Annotated in this window: 17 protein-coding genes, 4 tRNA genes and 1 riboswitch; of the genes, 14 read left to right on the plus strand and 7 right to left on the minus strand. The window is 56.5% G+C overall.

From position 1 onward, the window contains the following. The first annotated feature begins 151 nt into the window (after positions 1-151). The 3 genes from astB to astE are packed head-to-tail and all read left to right on the plus strand — an operon-like array spanning position 152 to position 2,866. Entirely contained in the window at positions 152-1,498 is a 1,347-nt protein-coding gene (gene astB / locus F6R97_RS23810) for an N-succinylarginine dihydrolase (protein WP_315867187.1), read from the plus strand. A gap of 54 nt (positions 1,499-1,552) precedes the next feature. Then, a complete protein-coding gene (locus tag F6R97_RS23815) occupies positions 1,553-1,843 on the plus strand; it encodes a hypothetical protein (RefSeq protein ID WP_007904718.1) in 291 nt (96 codons plus the stop codon). Between the two features lie 12 nt (positions 1,844-1,855). Further along, a complete protein-coding gene (astE, locus tag F6R97_RS23820; protein ID WP_038979426.1) occupies positions 1,856-2,866 on the plus strand; it encodes a succinylglutamate desuccinylase in 1,011 nt (336 codons plus the stop codon). A gap of 156 nt (positions 2,867-3,022) precedes the next feature. Here astE and F6R97_RS23825 read toward each other — a convergent pair whose 3' ends face one another. Next, on the minus strand, positions 3,023-3,532 hold the full coding sequence (locus F6R97_RS23825) for a 6,7-dimethyl-8-ribityllumazine synthase (RefSeq protein WP_008071834.1): 510 nt from the start codon (positions 3,530-3,532) through the stop codon (positions 3,023-3,025). A 103-nt stretch (positions 3,533-3,635) separates the two neighbouring features. Then, positions 3,636-3,806, minus strand: a riboswitch (FMN riboswitch). A gap of 298 nt (positions 3,807-4,104) precedes the next feature. On the opposite strand from F6R97_RS23825, the gene ltaE reads away from it, so the two are divergent. The 7 genes from ltaE to F6R97_RS23860 all read left to right on the plus strand — a co-directional run bounded on the left by ltaE (position 4,105) and on the right by F6R97_RS23860 (position 10,073). Next, entirely contained in the window at positions 4,105-5,109 is a 1,005-nt protein-coding gene (gene ltaE / locus F6R97_RS23830; RefSeq protein ID WP_315867188.1) for a low-specificity L-threonine aldolase, read from the plus strand. A 146-nt stretch (positions 5,110-5,255) separates the two neighbouring features. Further along, positions 5,256-7,880, plus strand: a complete 2,625-nt coding sequence (gene alaS, locus F6R97_RS23835) for an alanine--tRNA ligase (protein WP_038979428.1) — start codon at positions 5,256-5,258, stop codon at positions 7,878-7,880. Between the two features lie 90 nt (positions 7,881-7,970). Continuing rightward, complete coding sequence (locus tag F6R97_RS23840) at positions 7,971-9,212, plus strand: aspartate kinase (RefSeq protein ID WP_038979429.1); 1,242 nt, start codon at positions 7,971-7,973, stop codon at positions 9,210-9,212. Positions 9,213-9,398: 186 nt separating this feature from the next. Next, positions 9,399-9,587, plus strand: a complete 189-nt coding sequence (gene csrA, locus F6R97_RS23845; RefSeq protein WP_002554426.1) for a carbon storage regulator CsrA — start codon at positions 9,399-9,401, stop codon at positions 9,585-9,587. A gap of 62 nt (positions 9,588-9,649) precedes the next feature. After that, a tRNA-Ser gene (locus tag F6R97_RS23850) sits at positions 9,650-9,740 on the plus strand. Positions 9,741-9,848: 108 nt separating this feature from the next. Next, positions 9,849-9,925, plus strand: a tRNA-Arg gene (locus F6R97_RS23855). Between the two features lie 71 nt (positions 9,926-9,996). Continuing rightward, positions 9,997-10,073, plus strand: a tRNA-Arg gene (locus tag F6R97_RS23860). A 19-nt stretch (positions 10,074-10,092) separates the two neighbouring features. Here the strand turns inward: F6R97_RS23860 and F6R97_RS23865 are convergent. Further along, positions 10,093-10,608 carry a cell envelope protein SmpA gene (locus F6R97_RS23865; RefSeq protein WP_315867189.1) on the minus strand — a complete coding sequence of 172 codons (516 nt, stop codon included), beginning with the start codon at positions 10,606-10,608 and terminating at the stop codon, positions 10,093-10,095. Positions 10,609-10,929: 321 nt separating this feature from the next. On the opposite strand from F6R97_RS23865, the gene mgtE reads away from it, so the two are divergent. Beyond that, the gene (gene mgtE, locus F6R97_RS23870) at positions 10,930-12,372 is read left to right on the plus strand and encodes a magnesium transporter (RefSeq protein WP_038979431.1); all 1,443 of its coding nucleotides are present in this window, start codon (positions 10,930-10,932) and stop codon (positions 12,370-12,372) included. A gap of 103 nt (positions 12,373-12,475) precedes the next feature. Here the strand turns inward: mgtE and F6R97_RS23875 are convergent, their stop codons facing one another. Beyond that, entirely contained in the window at positions 12,476-12,802 is a 327-nt protein-coding gene (locus F6R97_RS23875) for an Arc family DNA-binding protein (protein ID WP_003178899.1), read from the minus strand. A 387-nt stretch (positions 12,803-13,189) separates the two neighbouring features. Here F6R97_RS23875 and phnN point away from each other — a divergent pair, with 387 nt between their 5' ends. Next, a complete protein-coding gene (phnN, locus tag F6R97_RS23880) occupies positions 13,190-13,762 on the plus strand; it encodes a phosphonate metabolism protein/1,5-bisphosphokinase (PRPP-forming) PhnN (RefSeq protein ID WP_038979432.1) in 573 nt (190 codons plus the stop codon). Here the strand turns inward: phnN and F6R97_RS23885 are convergent. Both F6R97_RS23885 and F6R97_RS23890 read right to left on the minus strand, forming a co-directional pair. Further along, on the minus strand, positions 13,737-13,916 hold the full coding sequence (locus F6R97_RS23885; RefSeq protein WP_038979433.1) for a PA3371 family protein: 180 nt from the start codon (positions 13,914-13,916) through the stop codon (positions 13,737-13,739). The two genes, phnN and F6R97_RS23885, sit on opposite strands and share 26 nt — an antisense overlap. A gap of 22 nt (positions 13,917-13,938) precedes the next feature. Then, positions 13,939-14,172, minus strand: a complete 234-nt coding sequence (locus tag F6R97_RS23890) for a hypothetical protein (RefSeq protein ID WP_038979434.1) — start codon at positions 14,170-14,172, stop codon at positions 13,939-13,941. Positions 14,173-14,462: 290 nt separating this feature from the next. Between F6R97_RS23890 and F6R97_RS23895 the strand changes: the two genes are divergently transcribed. Continuing rightward, positions 14,463-14,539, plus strand: a tRNA-Arg gene (locus tag F6R97_RS23895). Positions 14,540-14,738: 199 nt separating this feature from the next. On the opposite strand, the gene F6R97_RS23900 is transcribed toward F6R97_RS23895, so the two are convergent. Together F6R97_RS23900 and F6R97_RS23905 are read right to left on the minus strand one after the other, a co-directional pair. Further along, positions 14,739-15,404 carry a DUF6680 family protein gene (locus F6R97_RS23900; RefSeq protein WP_315867190.1) on the minus strand — a complete coding sequence of 222 codons (666 nt, stop codon included), beginning with the start codon at positions 15,402-15,404 and terminating at the stop codon, positions 14,739-14,741. 130 nt (positions 15,405-15,534) lie between these two features. Further along, a complete protein-coding gene (locus F6R97_RS23905) occupies positions 15,535-16,155 on the minus strand; it encodes a recombinase family protein (protein ID WP_315867191.1) in 621 nt (206 codons plus the stop codon). Between the two features lie 246 nt (positions 16,156-16,401). On the opposite strand from F6R97_RS23905, the gene F6R97_RS23910 reads away from it, so the two are divergent. Next, positions 16,402-16,983, plus strand: coding sequence for a DUF4145 domain-containing protein (locus F6R97_RS23910; RefSeq protein WP_315867192.1), 582 nt, complete (start codon positions 16,402-16,404; stop codon positions 16,981-16,983). Positions 16,984-17,472: the final 489 nt, after the last annotated feature.

A 17,472-nucleotide genomic window follows, 5' to 3' on the forward strand; every position in this document is an offset into this window, starting at 1 on the left:
AGCCCGCTCCCACAGAGTCTGCGTCGAACACAAAATCTGTGTACACCGCTAATCCTGTGGGAGCGGGCTTGCCCGCGATGGCCGCGACTCGGTCGCACTGAACAGTTAGTTACTGATGCCTATAACAACAGATTCTCGTGGAGCCTCGCTGATGAAATCCTATGAAGTCAATTTTGACGGTCTAGTGGGGCCGACCCATAACTACGGCGGCCTGTCCTACGGCAACGTCGCGTCCCAGAGCAATAGCCAGCAGTCTTCGAACCCGAAGGAAGCCGCGCTGCAAGGCTTGGCGAAGATGAAAGCGCTGATGGAGATGGGCTTTCAGCAAGGCGTTTTGGCGCCACAAGAACGTCCGGACGTAGCCGCACTGCGCCGCCTGGGTTTCAGCGGTACCGATGCTCAGGTAATCGAGCGCGCCGCTAGAGATGCCATGCCGCTGCTGGTTGCCAGTTGCTCGGCGTCGAGCATGTGGGTGGCCAACGCCGCCACGGTCAGCCCGAGTGCCGATACCGCGGATGGTCGCGTGCACTTCACCGCCGCCAACCTGAACTGCAAATACCACCGCAGCATCGAACACCCGACCACCAGCCGCGTACTGGGGGCGATGTTCGCCGATCAGAAGCACTTTGCTCACCACGCTGCTTTGCCCGCCGTGGCGCAGTTCGGTGACGAAGGCGCGGCCAACCACACCCGTTTCTGCCGTGACTACGGTGAAGCTGGCGTCGAGTTTTTCGTGTTCGGTCGCAGTGCGTTCGACACCCGTTACCCGAATCCGCAGAAGTACCCGGCACGCCAGACGCTCGAAGCGTCCCAGGCCGTTGCGCGTCTGCACGGTTTGAGCGATGACGGCGTGGTCTATGCCCAGCAGAACCCTTCGGTGATCGATCAGGGCGTGTTCCACAACGACGTAATCGCGGTGGGTAACGGCGAAGTGCTGTTCTATCACGAGGATGCCTTCCTCGACACCGAGCAGATGCTCGCTGAACTGCACGGCAAACTCGCAAAAGTCGGTGGGAAATTTCAGTCGATCTGCGTACCGCGTTCCGCGGTCACCGTGGAAGACGCTGTTCGTTCCTACCTGTTCAATAGCCAGCTGCTGTCGCGTCCTGACGGCTCCATGCTATTGATCGTGCCGGAAGAATGCCGTGGCAACGAGCGTGTCTGGCAGTACCTGCAAGGCCTGACCAGCTCTGGCGGCCTGATCCGCGAAGTGAAAGTTTTCGATCTCAAGCAGAGCATGCAGAACGGCGGTGGCCCGGCTTGCCTGCGGTTACGCGTCGCGCTTAACGAAACCGAACTGGCGGCCGTCAACCAAGGGGTTATCATGACGGCACCGTTGTACGGCACATTGACCGAATGGGTCGACAAGCACTACCGCGACCGCATGACCGAAAACGATCTCGCGGACCCGCAATTGCTGCTTGAGTGCCGGACGGCACTGGATGAACTGACGCAAATCCTTAAACTGGGCGCGGTTTATCCATTCCAGATCAATTGAAAGTCGGCGCATGAATTGAATGCGCCGCGCTATCTCCAGACGAGAGCGTAAAACATGAGCGATACCCTGCAGCTGATCCTTGAAGACACCGACGGCACGCAACTGGAAACTTCCTGCACCCGCGTCGCGGTCATGTGGCAAGGCAAAGAGCTGTGGATCCAGCAGGACGGCCGCGGCCAGTTGCTGATCGGCGTGGACGTCGAAGAAGGTGATGCTGAATACGCAAACCTGCTGCTGCGCCCATTGGCGACTAATCTGGTAAGTCTGCAACTGGAGATGGAGCCGGCTGACGTCGGTGATGATGAGGACCACGTGCACGGCCCGGATTGCAATCACGACCACTAAGGAAACCGCTCTATGCTCGCCCTCGGCAAACTGCTTGAACTGACCCTCGCCGGCCGCGAACCGGCGGAGAAGACTCAACTGACTGTCGAAGGCGTGCGGATGCGCTGGTTGAGCGAAGGTGCGCTGGAAGTCCGGCCACCTGAAGCTCGCGACAACGGCCTGGACCTGCTGCTCTCGGCCGGCATCCATGGTAACGAAACAGCGCCGATCGAGCTGCTCGATCGCCTGTTGCATGACATCGCCCGCGGTGACTTGAAGCCGCGCGCACGTATCCTGTTTCTGTTCGGCAATCCCGAGGCTATCCGCCGCGGCGAACGTTTTATCGAGCAGGACGTCAATCGGCTGTTCAACGGTCGTCACGAACAAACCAGCGGTTCCGAGGCCTTGCGCGCTTGTGAGCTGGAGCGGCTGGCGGCGACTTTCTTCAGCCTGCCGGACCGCAATCGCCTGCACTACGACCTGCACACGGCAATCCGTGGCTCGAAAATCGAGCAGTTCGCCTTGTACCCCTGGAAAGAAGGTCGTCAGCATTCACGCCTGGAACTGGCTCGCCTGCGTGCCGCGGGCATGGAAGCGGTGCTGTTGCAGAACAAGCCTTCCATCGTCTTCAGCTCCTACACCTACGACAAGCTCGATGCCGAGTCCTTCACCCTGGAACTGGGCAAGGCCCGGCCGTTCGGGCAGAACGATGGGGTTAACGTCAGTCTTCTTGAAACCCGTCTGAAGCAGATCATCGAAGGCACCGAGCCGCCAATCACCGACGAAGGGCTGGATGGCTTGCAGCTGTTCAGCGTCGCGCGGGAAGTCATCAAGCACAGCGATAGCTTCCGCCTGAACCTGCCGGCGGATATCGAAAACTTTTCGGAGTTGAAAGTGGGGTATGTGCTGGCCGAGGATATCGCCAATACCCGCTGGATCATCGAAGAGAAGGGCGCCCGTATCATCTTCCCGAACCCCAGGGTCAAGAACGGCCTGCGCGCCGGCATCCTGATCGTGCCGACCACCGACGAAAACCTCGCTTAAGCACGACACATAACAAATGTGGGAGCGGGCTTGCTCGCGAAATCGGACTGACAGTCAACAAATGCGTTGAATGTTAAACCGCTTTCGCGAGCAAGCCCGCTCCCACAGTTGATTTGGGTGAAGCCAAAGACCTCACCCATGCCACAGGTTTTGTGTTTAGACAGCTACCGCGCGGGGCTCGCTGCGACGCAACGCACGCATCTTGTGCAGCGTATCCGCACAAGTCTTCGCCGCTTCCTGACCTTTATGCACGAAATGCTCGAAGAAGAACTTCTGATGTTCTTCGCCAGCATGGAAGTGGTGCGGGGTCAAAACCACCGAGAACACCGGCACTTCGGTTTCCAGCTGAACCTGCATCAGGCCGCTGATCACCGACTGGGCGACGAATTCGTGGCGATAGATGCCGCCGTCGACCACCAGGCCTGCTGCGACGATGCCGGCATAACGGCCGGACTTGGCCAGCAGTTTGGCGTGTAGCGGAATCTCAAAGGCGCCGCCGACTTCGAAGAAATCGATGTCCGACTCCTGATAACCCTGAGCAATCATTTCGGCGACGAAGCCTTTACGGCTCTGATCGACGATTTCCTTGTGCCAGCAGGCCTGGATGAACGCGACGCGCTCGCCCTGATGGTTTTTGCTTTTGCTATCGATTGCGGTGGGTTGCATGTTCTGACTCCTGTTTGTGTGAAAAACAGGGCGTTATGAATCGAATGGGATTTAAGGGTACACACGCTCGCACGAATGCCTGCGGACGACCCTTTGGTGCCAATCCCGTTCTCTCTTCATCCGGACTATGACCGTCGGCCCCGGGATCACACCGGGTCTGCTGACCTTGCCGCCATCACAGCCATTGCCGTGCCTGTCGCCAAGCGCTCGCGGGCTATGCGCATTGCGCGCAATTACCGCCGGTGGGGAGTTACACCCCGCCCTGAGAACGTTTTGCCGCCAGATTGTTTGGCGGCGAAGCGTTTTTAACACATATTTTCGGGGTGTGCATGTCCAATACCGGTCAATCAAAATGCAGAACCTGTGGGAGCGGGCTTGCTCGCGAAAGCGGTTTAACATTCAACGCAAATGTTGACTGTCAGTCCGCCTTCGCGAGCAAGCCCGCTCCCACATGGATTGTGCTTCTCAAGGAGTAACGTGCCTTTTCCTCGTTCAAGGCTTGATTATTCGCCGACATGACCGCAGTAATTCCATCCTGAAAGGGATTTTCCCTGCTTACCGAGGCCAGATTCATGAGCGTTATCGATCTTCGCAGCGACACCGTCACCCAACCGACCGCAGGGATGCTCGACGCGATGGCGAATGCTGCCACCGGTGACGACGTTTATGGCGAAGATCCGACGGTCAACCGCCTGGAAGCCGAACTGGCAAAACGACTGGGTTTTACCGAGGCGCTATTTGTCCCGACAGGTACCATGAGCAACTTACTGGGCCTGATGGCCCACTGCGATCGCGGTGACGAATACATTGTCGGACAACAGGCTCACACCTATAAGTACGAAGGGGGCGGCGCGGCAGTGCTCGGTTCGATCCAGCCGCAGCCGCTGGAAGTGCAGGCCGATGGTTCGCTGGATCTGGCGCAGGTCGCCGCCGCGATCAAGCCGGATGACTTCCACTTCGCCCGCACCCGTTTGCTGGCGCTGGAAAACACCATGCAGGGCAAGGTACTGCCGCTGGAGTATCTGGCCCGGGCACGCCGTTTCACTTATGAAAACGGCTTGGCGCTGCATCTGGATGGCGCGCGGCTCTACAACGCGGCGGTCAAGTTGGGTGTCGATGCCCGGGAGATCACTCAGCATTTCGATTCGGTTTCGGTCTGCCTGTCCAAAGGTCTGGGCGCGCCGATCGGTTCGGTGTTGTGCGGCTCGGCCGAGTTGATCGCCAAGGCGCGACGTCTGCGCAAGATGGTCGGTGGCGGCATGCGTCAGGCCGGGATTCTCGCCGCGGCAGGGCTTTATGCGCTGGATAATAATATTCAGCGCTTGGCCGATGACCATGCCAACGCACAAATGCTGGCCGAAGGCCTGCGCGCAGCGGGCTATGAGGTCGAGCCAGTGCAGACCAACATGGTTTACGTGCAGATGGGCGACAAGGCTGAAGCGATCAAGGCCTTTGCCGCGACACGCGGGATCAAACTCAGCGCTGCCGGTCGTCTGCGAATGGTCATGCACATGGACGTCAGTCGTGCGCAAATCGAGCAAGTCGTCGCGACATTCGTCGAGTTTTCCCGCATCTGATCGCGTTAGCGGTCCAATTGACCGTTTCTATCGTATAAACACGCTGTACCCCGCGCGCAGGGCCGATATAATGCGGCCCTTTGCCGTCGCTTCGTCTGTTGACGTTTCGCACAGGCCTTTGGCCGCAGCCTCCGTGGAAGAACCTAATGAAAAGCGCAGAAATCCGTGAAGCCTTCCTTCGCTTCTTCGAAGAGCAAGGCCACACCCGTGTAGCCTCCAGCTCTTTGATTCCGGGCAACGACCCAACCCTGCTGTTCACTAACGCGGGGATGAACCAGTTCAAGGACTGCTTTCTGGGCCAGGAAAAGCGCGCGTACACCCGCGCTGTCAGCAGCCAGAAATGCGTGCGCGCCGGCGGCAAGCACAACGACCTGGAAAACGTCGGTTATACCGCCCGTCACCACACCTTCTTCGAAATGCTGGGTAACTTCAGCTTCGGTGATTATTTCAAGCGTGACGCCATCACCTACGCCTGGAACTTCCTGACCTCCGAGAAGTGGCTGAACCTGCCTAAAGAAAAGCTCTGGGTCACCGTCTACGCCAGCGATGACGAGGCGTACGACATCTGGACCAAAGACATCGGCGTGCCAGCCGAGCGCATGGTTCGCATCGGCGACAACAAAGGCGCGCCGTACGCTTCCGACAACTTCTGGACCATGGGCGATACCGGCCCGTGCGGTCCTTGCACCGAGATTTTCTATGATCACGGCGCCGACATCTGGGGTGGCCCACCGGGCTCGCCGGAAGAAGACGGCGACCGTTACATCGAGATCTGGAACAACGTGTTCATGCAGTTCAACCGCACCGCCGATGGCGTGTTGCACCCGTTGCCAGCGCCGTCGGTGGACACCGGCATGGGCCTGGAGCGGATCAGTGCCGTGCTGCAGCACGTTCACTCGAACTATGAAATCGACCTGTTCCAGAGCCTGCTGATTGCATCGGCCAAGGCCATCGGTTGCACCAACGATGCTCAGGCTTCGCTGAAAGTCGTGGCTGACCACATTCGTTCGTGTGGCTTCCTGATTGCCGACGGCGTGCTGCCGTCCAACGAAGGTCGCGGTTATGTGCTGCGCCGGATCATTCGTCGCGCTTGCCGTCACGGCAACAAACTGGGTGCCAAGGGCAGCTTCTTCTACCAGATCGTTGCGGCGTTGGTCGCCGAGATGGGCGAAGCGTTCCCAGAGCTGAAATCCCAACAGGCGCACATCGAGCGCGTCCTGAAAGCCGAAGAAGAGCAATTCGCCAAGACCCTGGAGCAGGGCCTGAAGATCCTCGAGCAGGATCTGGCCGAACTCAAAGGCGACGTGGTGCCGGGCGACGTGGTGTTCAAGCTTTACGACACTTACGGCTTCCCGATGGACCTGACCGGCGACATCGCTCGCGAGCGCAGCCTGACCATCGACGAGGAAGGCTTCGAACGCGAAATGGAAGCCCAGCGCGTCCGTGCTCGCTCCGCCAGCTCCTTCGGCATGGATTACAACAGCCTGGTCAAGGTTGATGTGGCCACCGAATTCACCGGTTACACCGCTCATAGCGGTTCCGCCAAAATCGTTGCTCTCTATAAAGAAGGGCAATCGGTTGACGTGCTGAGCGAAGGCGAAGAGGGCGTGGTCGTTCTCAATCAGACCCCGTTCTATGCTGAATCGGGCGGTCAGATCGGCGACTGCGGCTTCCTGCAGGCCGGTGCTTCGCGCTTTGACGTACGCGACACCACTAAGACCGGCGGCGCATTCCTGCATCACGGTGTGTTGGCATCGGGCAGCCTGATCGTAGGTGCTCCGGTGGAGACTCATGTCGATGCCGAAGTGCGTCACGCGACTTCGCTGAACCACTCCGCCACTCACTTGCTGCACGCGGCATTGCGTCAGGTACTGGGCGAGCACGTTCAGCAGAAAGGCTCGTTGGTCGACAGTCAGCGTCTACGCTTTGACTTCAGCCACTTCGAAGCAATCAAGCCTGAGCAGTTGAAGGCGCTGGAAGACATCGTCAACACCGAGATTCGCAAGAACTCTGAAGTTGAAACTGAAGAAACCGACATCGAAACCGCCAAGCAAAAAGGCGCCATGGCGCTGTTCGGCGAGAAGTATGGCGACAGCGTTCGCGTGCTGAGCATGGGCGGCGATTTCTCCGTCGAGCTGTGTGGCGGTATTCACGCCAACCGTACCGGCGACATCGGCCTGCTGAAAATCATCAGCGAAGGCGGTGTGGCCTCCGGTGTGCGTCGTATCGAGGCAGTGACCGGCGCAGCAGCGCTGGCCTACTTGAACGCGGCTGAAGAACAACTCAAGGAAGCGGCCAACCTGGTCAAGGGCAGCCGCGATAACCTGATCGACAAGCTGTCGGCTGTGCTGGAGCGCAACCGTCTGCTGGAGAAGCAACTCGAGCAGTTGCAGGCCAAGGCAGCCAGCGCGGCGGGCGACGATCTGTCGGCTTCTGCCCTGGACGTCAAAGGCGTGAAAGTGCTGGCCGTGCGTCTGGACGGTCAGGACGGCAAAGCGCTGCTGGCGCTGGTCGATCAATTGAAAAACAAACTCGGCCGCGCAGTGATCCTGCTCGGCAGTGTCCATGAGGAAAAGGTCGTTCTGGTTGCAGGCGTGACCAAAGACCTGACTGGCCAACTCAAAGCCGGTGATTTGATGAAACAGGCTGCTGCGGCAGTGGGCGGGAAGGGCGGTGGTCGTCCAGACATGGCGCAGGGCGGTGGTATTGACGCTGGCGCACTGGATACCGCATTGGCCCTGACTGTTCCATTTGTAGAGCAGGGTTTATAAGGCAGTGTGCCTGGCCCGCGGTCTAGTGGCGGGCCAGAACGCTGTTTGAGTGATTATTGGGCGCCCTTCATGGGCAGAGGCGGCTTTGAAATGGCTTTGATCGTACAGAAATTTGGAGGCACCTCAGTCGGCACTGTCGAGAGAATCGAGCAGGTCGCCGACAAGGTTAAGAAATTCCGCGAGGCGGGCGATGACCTGGTGGTTGTGCTGTCTGCAATGAGCGGCGAAACCAACCGTCTGATCGATCTGGCCAAGCAAATCAGTGGCGACGGCCAGCCGGTTCCTCGCGAACTGGATGTGATCGTATCCACCGGTGAGCAGGTGACGATTGCACTGTTGGCCATGGCGCTGATCAAGCGTGGCGTGCCAGCGGTGTCGTACACCGGCAACCAGGTACGGATTCTGACGGATAGCGCGCACAATAAAGCGCGTATCTTGCAGATTGATGACCAGAAGATTCGCGGCGACCTGAAGGCCGGTCGTGTGGTGGTTGTCGCCGGTTTCCAGGGTGTCGACGAGCACGGCAATATCACCACCCTCGGTCGTGGCGGTTCCGACACCACCGGCGTGGCGCTGGCGGCGGCCCTGAAGGCTGACGAATGCCAGATCTACACCGACGTCGACGGTGTCTACACCACCGACCCGCGTGTGGTGTCCGTGGCTCAGCGCCTGGACAAGATCACCTTTGAAGAGATGCTGGAAATGGCCAGCCTCGGTTCCAAGGTGTTGCAGATCCGTGCGGTGGAATTCGCCGGCAAGTACAACGTTCCGCTGCGCGTACTGCACAGCTTCAAGGAGGGTCCGGGCACCCTCATTACTATTGATGAAGAGGAAACCATGGAACAGCCGATCATTTCCGGCATCGCTTTCAACCGCGATGAAGCCAAGCTGACCATCCGTGGCGTGCCAGACACCCCGGGCGTGGCGTTCAAGATTCTCGGCCCGATCAGTGCCGCGAACATCGAAGTCGACATGATCGTGCAGAACGTTGCGCACGATAACACCACCGACTTCACCTTCACCGTGCACCGCAATGACTTCCAGGCTGCGCAAACCGTGCTGGAAAACACTGCTCGCGAGATCGGTGCCCGTGAAGTCATTGGCGATACCAAGATTGCCAAGGTCTCGATCGTCGGCGTTGGCATGCGCTCCCATGCGGGCGTGGCCAGCCGTATGTTCGAATCGCTGGCGAAAGAGAGCATCAACATCCAGATGATCTCGACGTCGGAAATCAAAGTATCCGTGGTGATCGAAGAGAAGTACCTGGAACTGGCTGTGCGCGCTCTGCACACGGCTTTCGAACTGGATGCGCCTGCCCGACAGGGCGAGTAATGCGTTTCCCGAAGGGCGCGGTCTGACCGCGCCCTTTGTTTTTTTGAATGGCGCGGCCCAAAGCTGTTCTTTTGCCCGCGCTAGTCAATACTCAGGCATGTAGGGCTGCGATCGTTCCGGTTGTAGGTCGAATGCCTTTTTTTTGCAGACTGTTGTCCCTGAAATGAAATGCGTGAGGAGAAAGGTATGCTGATTCTGACTCGTCGGTGCGCAGAAAGCCTGATTATTGGTGATGGCGAAATCACTGTGACCGTGCTCGGCGTTAAAGGAAATCAAGTGCGTATCGGTGTTAACGCCCCGAAAGAGGTTGCTGTGCACCGTGAAGAAATTTACCTGCGTATAAAGAAAGAGAAGGACGAAGAACCAAGCCATTAATTTTTATCGTTTTTTATGTTTGCAAACGGGGAAAAGGTTGGTTAAGATACGCCCCGTGTTGCGGAGAGCTGGCCGAGTGGCCGAAGGCGCTCCCCTGCTAAGGGAGTACACCTCAAAAGGGTGTCGGGGGTTCGAATCCCCCGTTCTCCGCCATTATTTGCGTAGTACGTTGTAATCTGGCTTCTTCGGTAAGTTGTTGAAATTACTAGAAAAAAGCGCTTTACAAAAAGATTCAACGGCCTATAATGCGCGGCAACAAATGCACTCGTAGCTCAGCTGGATAGAGTACTCGGCTACGAACCGAGCGGTCACAGGTTCGAATCCTGTCGAGTGCACCATTTAAGAGTTGTTTGCAGTAATGTGAATAACTTGGCTTCAACCAGTTGTGATCTGGTATAAAAACACAAATGCACTCGTAGCTCAGCTGGATAGAGTACTCGGCTACGAACCGAGCGGTCACAGGTTCGAATCCTGTCGAGTGCACCAAACACCAAAAAGCCCGCGTTTAACGCGGGCTTTTTGCCGTCTGCGATTTGGCTTTTCCTTTGGTACAACCTTTCTCGTCGAACTCGATATGAGCACTGCGCCCTCGCTTGTTGTCGTAGCGATAGCTTGTGGCTGAATTGCGGGTGCTGATCTTGTCGGGCTTGCCGAGAGCACTTTCGACCTCCTGCTGACTCATACCGGCAACGACCCGCTGATTGATGATCGCTATGCGGCGTTCCTTCGCGCTGAGCAGATCTCCACATTTACCTTCGGACTGACCGACGATCGTCGGCTCTCTCCTTTGGAATTTCGTACCAGGTGTTTCGCGAAACTCGGCTTCTGGCATCAGAGGCGTCATGCTGCCTGGCAGGAACGTGCGTACGTCCTGAAGTGAGAGGCTTTCTCCGGCCGTACAACTCATAGTCGTGAAGGTGATATGCCCATTGGCGGCTTCGCACCGGTGAACGGTCGTGGCGAGCGTCTGGGGCGGCAGGCAGAGCAGGGCGGCAAGCAAGTAACGAGCAATTGATGGCATTCGACGTCCTCCGTGACGGTTTCCATCAAGGGTAGTCACTACATTTTCAGGCGGCGGTGTGTTTTCTTTTCAGGATAAGTCGTCGCAGTTTCATGGATCAGGACAGCGCTCAAGTTTGTCTCGCAAGCACTTGTTTCAGCCGCGATTTTTTAACGTTTAAAACCGTCAGGCGGTGTTATCATTGCGCCCGTCAGCCCCGCCGGGGCTTGTGGAATACCTCCATGGACTTACCCAGTAGTTACTCAGTACCCCGTTTCTACAATCATGAATTGACTGATTGATCCTTCCGGCGTGCCCCGCTGCTGGGAGTGGAGTTCGCCTATGTCTGAAGTTGAAGTAAAGAAAACGCAGGAAAGCTTGCAGGACCGCCTCGCTCAAGTCGTTGAGCTGCTGCAGCGCCAGCGGGTGGTCGAAGACCTGACTCATCGCCAGGAAGGTCCGCATCACGACCGGGTCGAGAACCTGGTTCACCGGCAAAACCTCGTCGAGTTGCAACGCAAGCTCGATGATCTGCACTCCGCCGACGTTGCCTACATCCTTGAAGCTTTGCCACTGGATGATCGTCTGGCCGTCTGGCAATTGGTCAAGGCCGATCGCGACGGCGACATTCTGCTCGAAGTATCCGATTCGGTTCGTGAAACCCTGATCGCCGACATGGACGATCACGAGCTCCTGGCAGCGGCCAAGGACATGGATGCCGACGAACTCGCTGACCTGGCCTCCGAGCTGCCGCGAGACGTCGTCCACGAGCTGATGGAAACCCTCGATGGCCAACAGCGCGAGCGCGTCCGCTCCGCGTTGTCCTATGACGAGGAGCAGGTCGGTGCGCTGATGGACTTCGAGATGGTGACCATCCGTGAGGATGTCAGTCTCGAAGTGGTTTTGCGTTACCTGCGCCGTCTCAAGGAGCTGCCGGGCCACACCGACAAACTGTTCGTGGTCGATTACGACGGCGTGCTCAAGGGCGTGTTGCCGATCAAGCGTCTGCTGGTCAACGACCCGGAAAAGCAAGTATCGGAAGTCATGGCCAGCGACCCGGTGAGTTTTCATCCGGACGAAGACGCTTACGAGGCCGCTCAAGCATTCGAACGTTACGACTTGATCTCGGCCCCCGTGGTCGACAAGAACGGCAAGCTGATCGGTCGTTTGACCATCGATGAAATGGTCGACCTGATTCGTGAAGAGAGCGAAAACGAAGTTCTCAACATGGCGGGTCTGCGTGAAGAAGAAGATATTTTCGCGTCAGTCTGGAAATCCCTGCGCAACCGCTGGGCCTGGCTGGCGGTGAACCTGATCACCGCGTTCATTGCATCCCGGGTGATCGGCTTGTTTGAGGGCTCTATCGAGAAACTGGTAGCACTCGCGGCATTGATGCCGATCGTTGCCGGTATCGGTGGCAACTCGGGTAACCAGACGATCACCATGATCGTTCGGGCCATGGCGCTGGACCAGGTCAGTACCGGCAATACGTCGCGGCTGATGCGCAAAGAGTTGGCGGTTGGTTTGATCAATGGTTTGGTCTGGGGCGGCGTGATTGGTGTGGTTGCCTATCTGCTTTATGGCAGTTGGTCCTTGGGCGTGGTGATGACCGCCGCCATGACGCTTAACCTGTTGCTTGCGGCATTGATGGGGGTTTTGATTCCAATGACCCTGGCGAGGCTTGGGCGCGACCCGGCAATGGGCGCCAGTGTGATGATCACTGCCATGACTGACAGCGGTGGCTTTTTCATCTTCCTCGGGCTGGCGACGATTTTCCTGCTTTAACGTCCTGCTTCAAAAAACAACCCGCCTGATCGGCGGGTTTTTTTAGCCAAATTTCAGGCAAAAAAAAGCCAGCTATTACGCTGGCTTGAGCTTTCGGGATGAATCAGGAAGCGTCTGCGGCCATTTCGGCGTCATGGGCGATCAGCGAAACCAGAGCGTTTTGCTGACGGTGAGAGAGTTGGCGGAAGCGTTGAAGCAGTTCGCGTTCATGCAATGACAGCTCGGGGCTGTCCAGGCGCATGCTCAATTCTTCACCCAACGCGCCTTCCTGAATAAGACTCTGCTCAAGGCGCGCGATGATTTCGGAGTTCATGCTGCGATGATGATTGCGAGCCACCTCGGCAATGCGTTCACGCATTCCGTCTGGCAGACGTACGACGAACTTGTCAGCCGTACGGCTGGAATAAATTGCCTGTTTCAATGGGCGCATATATTTAACCGGTTAGTTCAGGGGAGCGGTTCTCGGGATAGGCCGCAGGATGTCAGATAGGACAAGCACTCCGGCCAAATGTTCAACCTGAATTGATAGAGGCGCGCATCATGCCTCAAATTAGCCAGATCATTGGCGTCAATTCTGTGACAAAAATTGATCTGGGTAAAGGCTTAATGCCAGCACCTATTATCAGAAATGCGGACTGGTTTGAAAATAATCCATGAGTCCGTATCGCTGAACCGCGTCCTCTTGCCCGACAGGTGATGCCCGAAGACGCCTGAAGGTGCATGCTATGCGGATTCGATCCTTGTTCCTTACCTTATACAGGATAGTGGCAAATGGCCGATTTACTAGTGTGGGCACGTGGCGCGGGATAATTTCAGGATGGATGGCAGGCTGATTTATTTAATGGGGCCTTCGGGATCCGGCAAGGACAGCCTCATCGAAGCCGCTCGCGAGCCGTTGCGCGCAGGCAATTGTGAAGTCGTGCGCCGCGTTATCACGCGCTCGGCGGAGTCCGTGGGTGAAGACGCCATCGAGGTTTCCCGCGAAGAGTTCGATCGACGCAGAGCCAAAGGGGATTTTGCATTGTCGTGGCAAGCCAATGGGCTGAGTTACGGTATTCCTGCGCGCATAGACCAATGGCTCGCGGACGGTCGCGATGTGTTGATCAACGGTTCGCGCGCGCACCTGGCAGAAGCGCAACAGCGCTATCCCACGCTATTGCCGGTGCTGTTGACGGTCAAGGATGAAGCCCTGCGCGAGCGCCTGCTACGGCGGGGGCGTGAGAGCCCGGCAGAAATTGAAGCAAGGCTGCACCGTAATGCGCTGTTTACGGCTGATGATTCAATCGGTGATACGCAGATCCGCCGACTCGATAACTCCGGCGACCTTGCTGGCACCGTCGCCAATCTTCTGAAGCTACTGAACCTCAGCGCAAAACCGGATCAAACTTGATCTTGCGCCCGGCGATCAACGCCAGAACGAACAGTGCACCGAATACGCCGCAAGCAATCAGGGGCAGGGTGACGACCATGTCCTGGACCAGTGACAGATGAAGGATGCCACTCAGTAAAGCGAGGATGAAAAATCCTGCGGCTGATTTGGACATGCTGTGCTCCTGATGGGGGGATTCAAAATACCAAGCGTTCAAAAGACTGTGTACGCAGCTGAACAGTCTCCTGGCTCACCTCTTGGCTGACAAAACCGCGTTGATCGCTCATGACTGCCAACTGCGATGTTTTTTGCAGTTGCAGGTAATGGGGGATGCGTTGAGCAATCATCGCAGCGTCGTTTTCGGGGAAAAAATGAAAACCCAACAGAACCGCCAAAGCGACCGCGTTCGCGACTAACAGAGCGCTGTTCATGGGGCTGACCTCCTGTGTTCTGTGAGAACAGTCGAAGCAGCCCGCATGCCAAAAGTTTAACGGCTATTAAATCCTTTAAAAACAACGAATTAAGATATTTTTGCAAAATCCCCGCATTGCATTTTGCAATGATGGCATTTTGCAGTGATGCAATTTGCACGGTAAACAAAGCCACGCTACCGCGAGGCGTCTGCCTACACTTAAAAAGCCCTACGGACGACATGACAAAAGCGGGCCTGCCCGTTAACATGCACGCCGTCCATCGCTCCGCATTCTTGCGGGCGACTTGTGTCTCAGTAGCTCAATTGGATAGAGCATCCCCCTCCTAAGGGGAAGGTTGGCAGTTCGAACCTGCCCTGGGACACCAATTAAATAAGGCGTTTTCTGAAAAATCCCTGATAGCACGAAATGTTCGTGACAGCAGGGTGACAGCAAGCGCAGATGAAAAAGCCCCGCTCAGAATCTATCTGGCGGGGCTTTTTTTTTCACTTAAAATCATTAAGTCATCGGATGTAGGCCCGTGATGATGAAACTAATAACAGGTTTATGTATGGGCCGGCGGCAACCTAGGCAGTGGGCTTCTCTGCTGCGCCTGTCGAGGTCGAGGGATCGATACGAATTTTCAGGTGACCTTGGCCGGACAGTATCTCTGATAGGCCGGTTTGGAGTTTCAGCTGGGAATTAGTCATATCCTCGCTGAAAGGGAAGTCAGTCACGTTCATGCTAATCGGCTGCTCTCCAGAAAGGACCTTTATCGCGAAGTGCCTTAGCTGTTGCTGGTCAAGCTCAAGGTCGGTATGCCCCTTTGGAATGTATGCCCCATTTCGTAAAAGCACTCGGTCATACCGAAGGTTCAAATCTGTAGCCATTGCACTCAGCATCAAAACCATCAGCTCTTGTTGCTTTTCGGCCCAGCGATTTGAGTTTTCCTCATTTACATTTAGCGAAAGATGTTCAAGGTAATCCCGCCAGGTATCCAGCACGTCTGTTTCCGTTGGTTTTCGGCGGCTTGAGCTTCCTCCGTTGAATGCCAGATCGATCATATTGAGTGCGCGTACATGATCCGGTGACAGCCTAGCTGCTCGAGTCGCCATCAATGTGCTGAAGATCCAGCTTTTTTGGTTTTTTGATGCAGTGGCTCGCTCAAGATACTTCTGGGCTTGCACGGCGAGAACCGGTCCTAGCAGCGTGGCAACGATGGTACCTATTCCGAAAATCCAGTTAGCTTCCATTCTTTTTTCCTACGGAGTTGGAGGCCGAAGCCCGGCCAACGATGCCAAGCGTTGAGCTAAGAATATGCCTACTTTCTCTAGGGCGCCAAGATAGGCCAAACGAATGCATTTGTTAGCCCGAGACAGGTTTCTAGATTGAGGTGAGTTGGTCCTTGATGCGAAGAACGGTTGTAGTTGAGCACTGCGCATGCCGAGCGGTCGCTCGGATACCCAAGCCGGCGCTGAGCAGCTCTTTGATTCGTTTGTGGAGGCTTTCGTCTATCGGCCGTCCTTGGTACTTGCCGGCCGCTTTGGCTTTCTCGATTCCTTGAGCCTGGCGCTCGCGGCGTTGTTCATAGTCCTTGCGCGCAATGGCAGCCATCATCTCTACCAGCATTGAGTTGATCGCCCCCAGCATCCGACCAGTGAACTCGTCGTCCTTGGTGTCCTGCATTCCCTGATGGCTCGTTGGTAGGTCGAGCGCAACGATGCGCAGCCCTTTGGAGTCAATCGCAGCTTTGAGCTTCTGCCAGTCCTCCACAGGAAGGCGTGAGAGGCGGTCTATCGACTCCACCAGCAACACATCACCCTTACGCGCATCCTTGAGCACACGCAGCAGTTCAGGCCGGTCTGTGGTCGCTCCGCTGGCATTCTCCAGATACACGCTGGTAATGACCTTGTCGTGATCGGCGGCGAACTGCTCGAGTGATTCGCGGGCGCGGCTGGCGTCCTGCTCTTCGGTTGATGCTCGGAGGTATGCACGGATGAACATGATAGGTGCCTGTATCAGTTAGGGTGTTCTCCTAACACTGTTTCACTTTGGGTGTTACTTATCAAGCGAAAAGGATGAAGGCGAAATTTAGCCGTATCTGGATGGGCATACCCTATCGCTGCACATTACACTCAGGGGCATTTTAGCCATCAAGGGATTGCATTTATGTCTGGAAGGTTTGAACCCCCTACATTCAAAGGCAAGGCATTTACATGCCTTCATCCCCAGTGCGCAACGCTTACATCCATGACTTGGAACAAACTCCTCGGCGAACAATACGGGAGCACATTCGCAACGTTGTACTGGTACTGTAAGTGTGATCACTGCGGCCAAAACAGCGTTTGGCTGCGCAGCGCCGGCGAGCTCGAACAAGGCCAACTGATTTACCCCTATCTACTCTCTGTACCTTACGGTCACGAGGCGATGCCGAAAGAATGCCTTGCCGACTATGACGAGGCGCGAGAGATATGCGAGCGCTCTCCGAGAGGAGCTGCTGCACTTCTCAGGCTATGTCTTCAAAAACTGTTGGTTCATTTGGGAGGATCAGGCGAAAATATCGACGCCGATATCAAAAAGCTGGTCGCAGGCGGACTTGATTCGCACGTTCAGCAAGCTCTCGACGTAATCAGGGTGACAGGTAATAACGCGGTTCATCCGCTGGAAATGAACCTCGAAGACGATCATGACAGCGTTCTCGTGCTCTTCGAGATGATCAACTTCATAGTCGAGGAGCGAATCAGCAGGCCGCTCAAGACGCAGGATCGATTCGCCAATCTTCCTGAGAAAGCTCGTCTGGCAATTGAGAAACGGGATAGGTCGAAGGTATAGATGTGCTCAAAACTGAGCGCACCGCGGATGGCGCAGATTTGCGCCATCGGTATTGCGAAGTGGTGAAAACGCAAAATAGTGTGGGTTTCAACACTCTGGCGATCAAATGGAGCTCGGACGAATGTCGGTACCGTTCTGCGTACCGGAGATTCTGAACTTCTGTACCTCACCAGCGGCAGCTCGGTGGCTGTCTCCTTGACTGGCTGACCGATCTGCATCGCATAAAGACCACTTCCCCCTACGTCGCCGGCAATGCCCACGATGTGACGACCTAGCTTGAGCTCAAACTTCACTGTCTCACCAGTGTTGACCCGGGCCGCCTTCTTGCCATCGATTAGCACTGTGGCAAAGCATCCCCCAGACGCCCAAAACCCATTGTCGCGACTGACCACAAGTAAGGTTGGGGGAGGCAAAGTGATACAGAGGGGGTTGCAGAGGGAAGCACTACCCCCGGAACAGGGTGGTGGTGGTGGTGGTGGTGGTGGTGGT

It is taken from the genome of Pseudomonas sp. JV414, assembly GCF_032424305.1.
Taxonomy (GTDB): Bacteria; Pseudomonadota; Gammaproteobacteria; order Pseudomonadales; family Pseudomonadaceae; genus Aquipseudomonas; species Aquipseudomonas lini.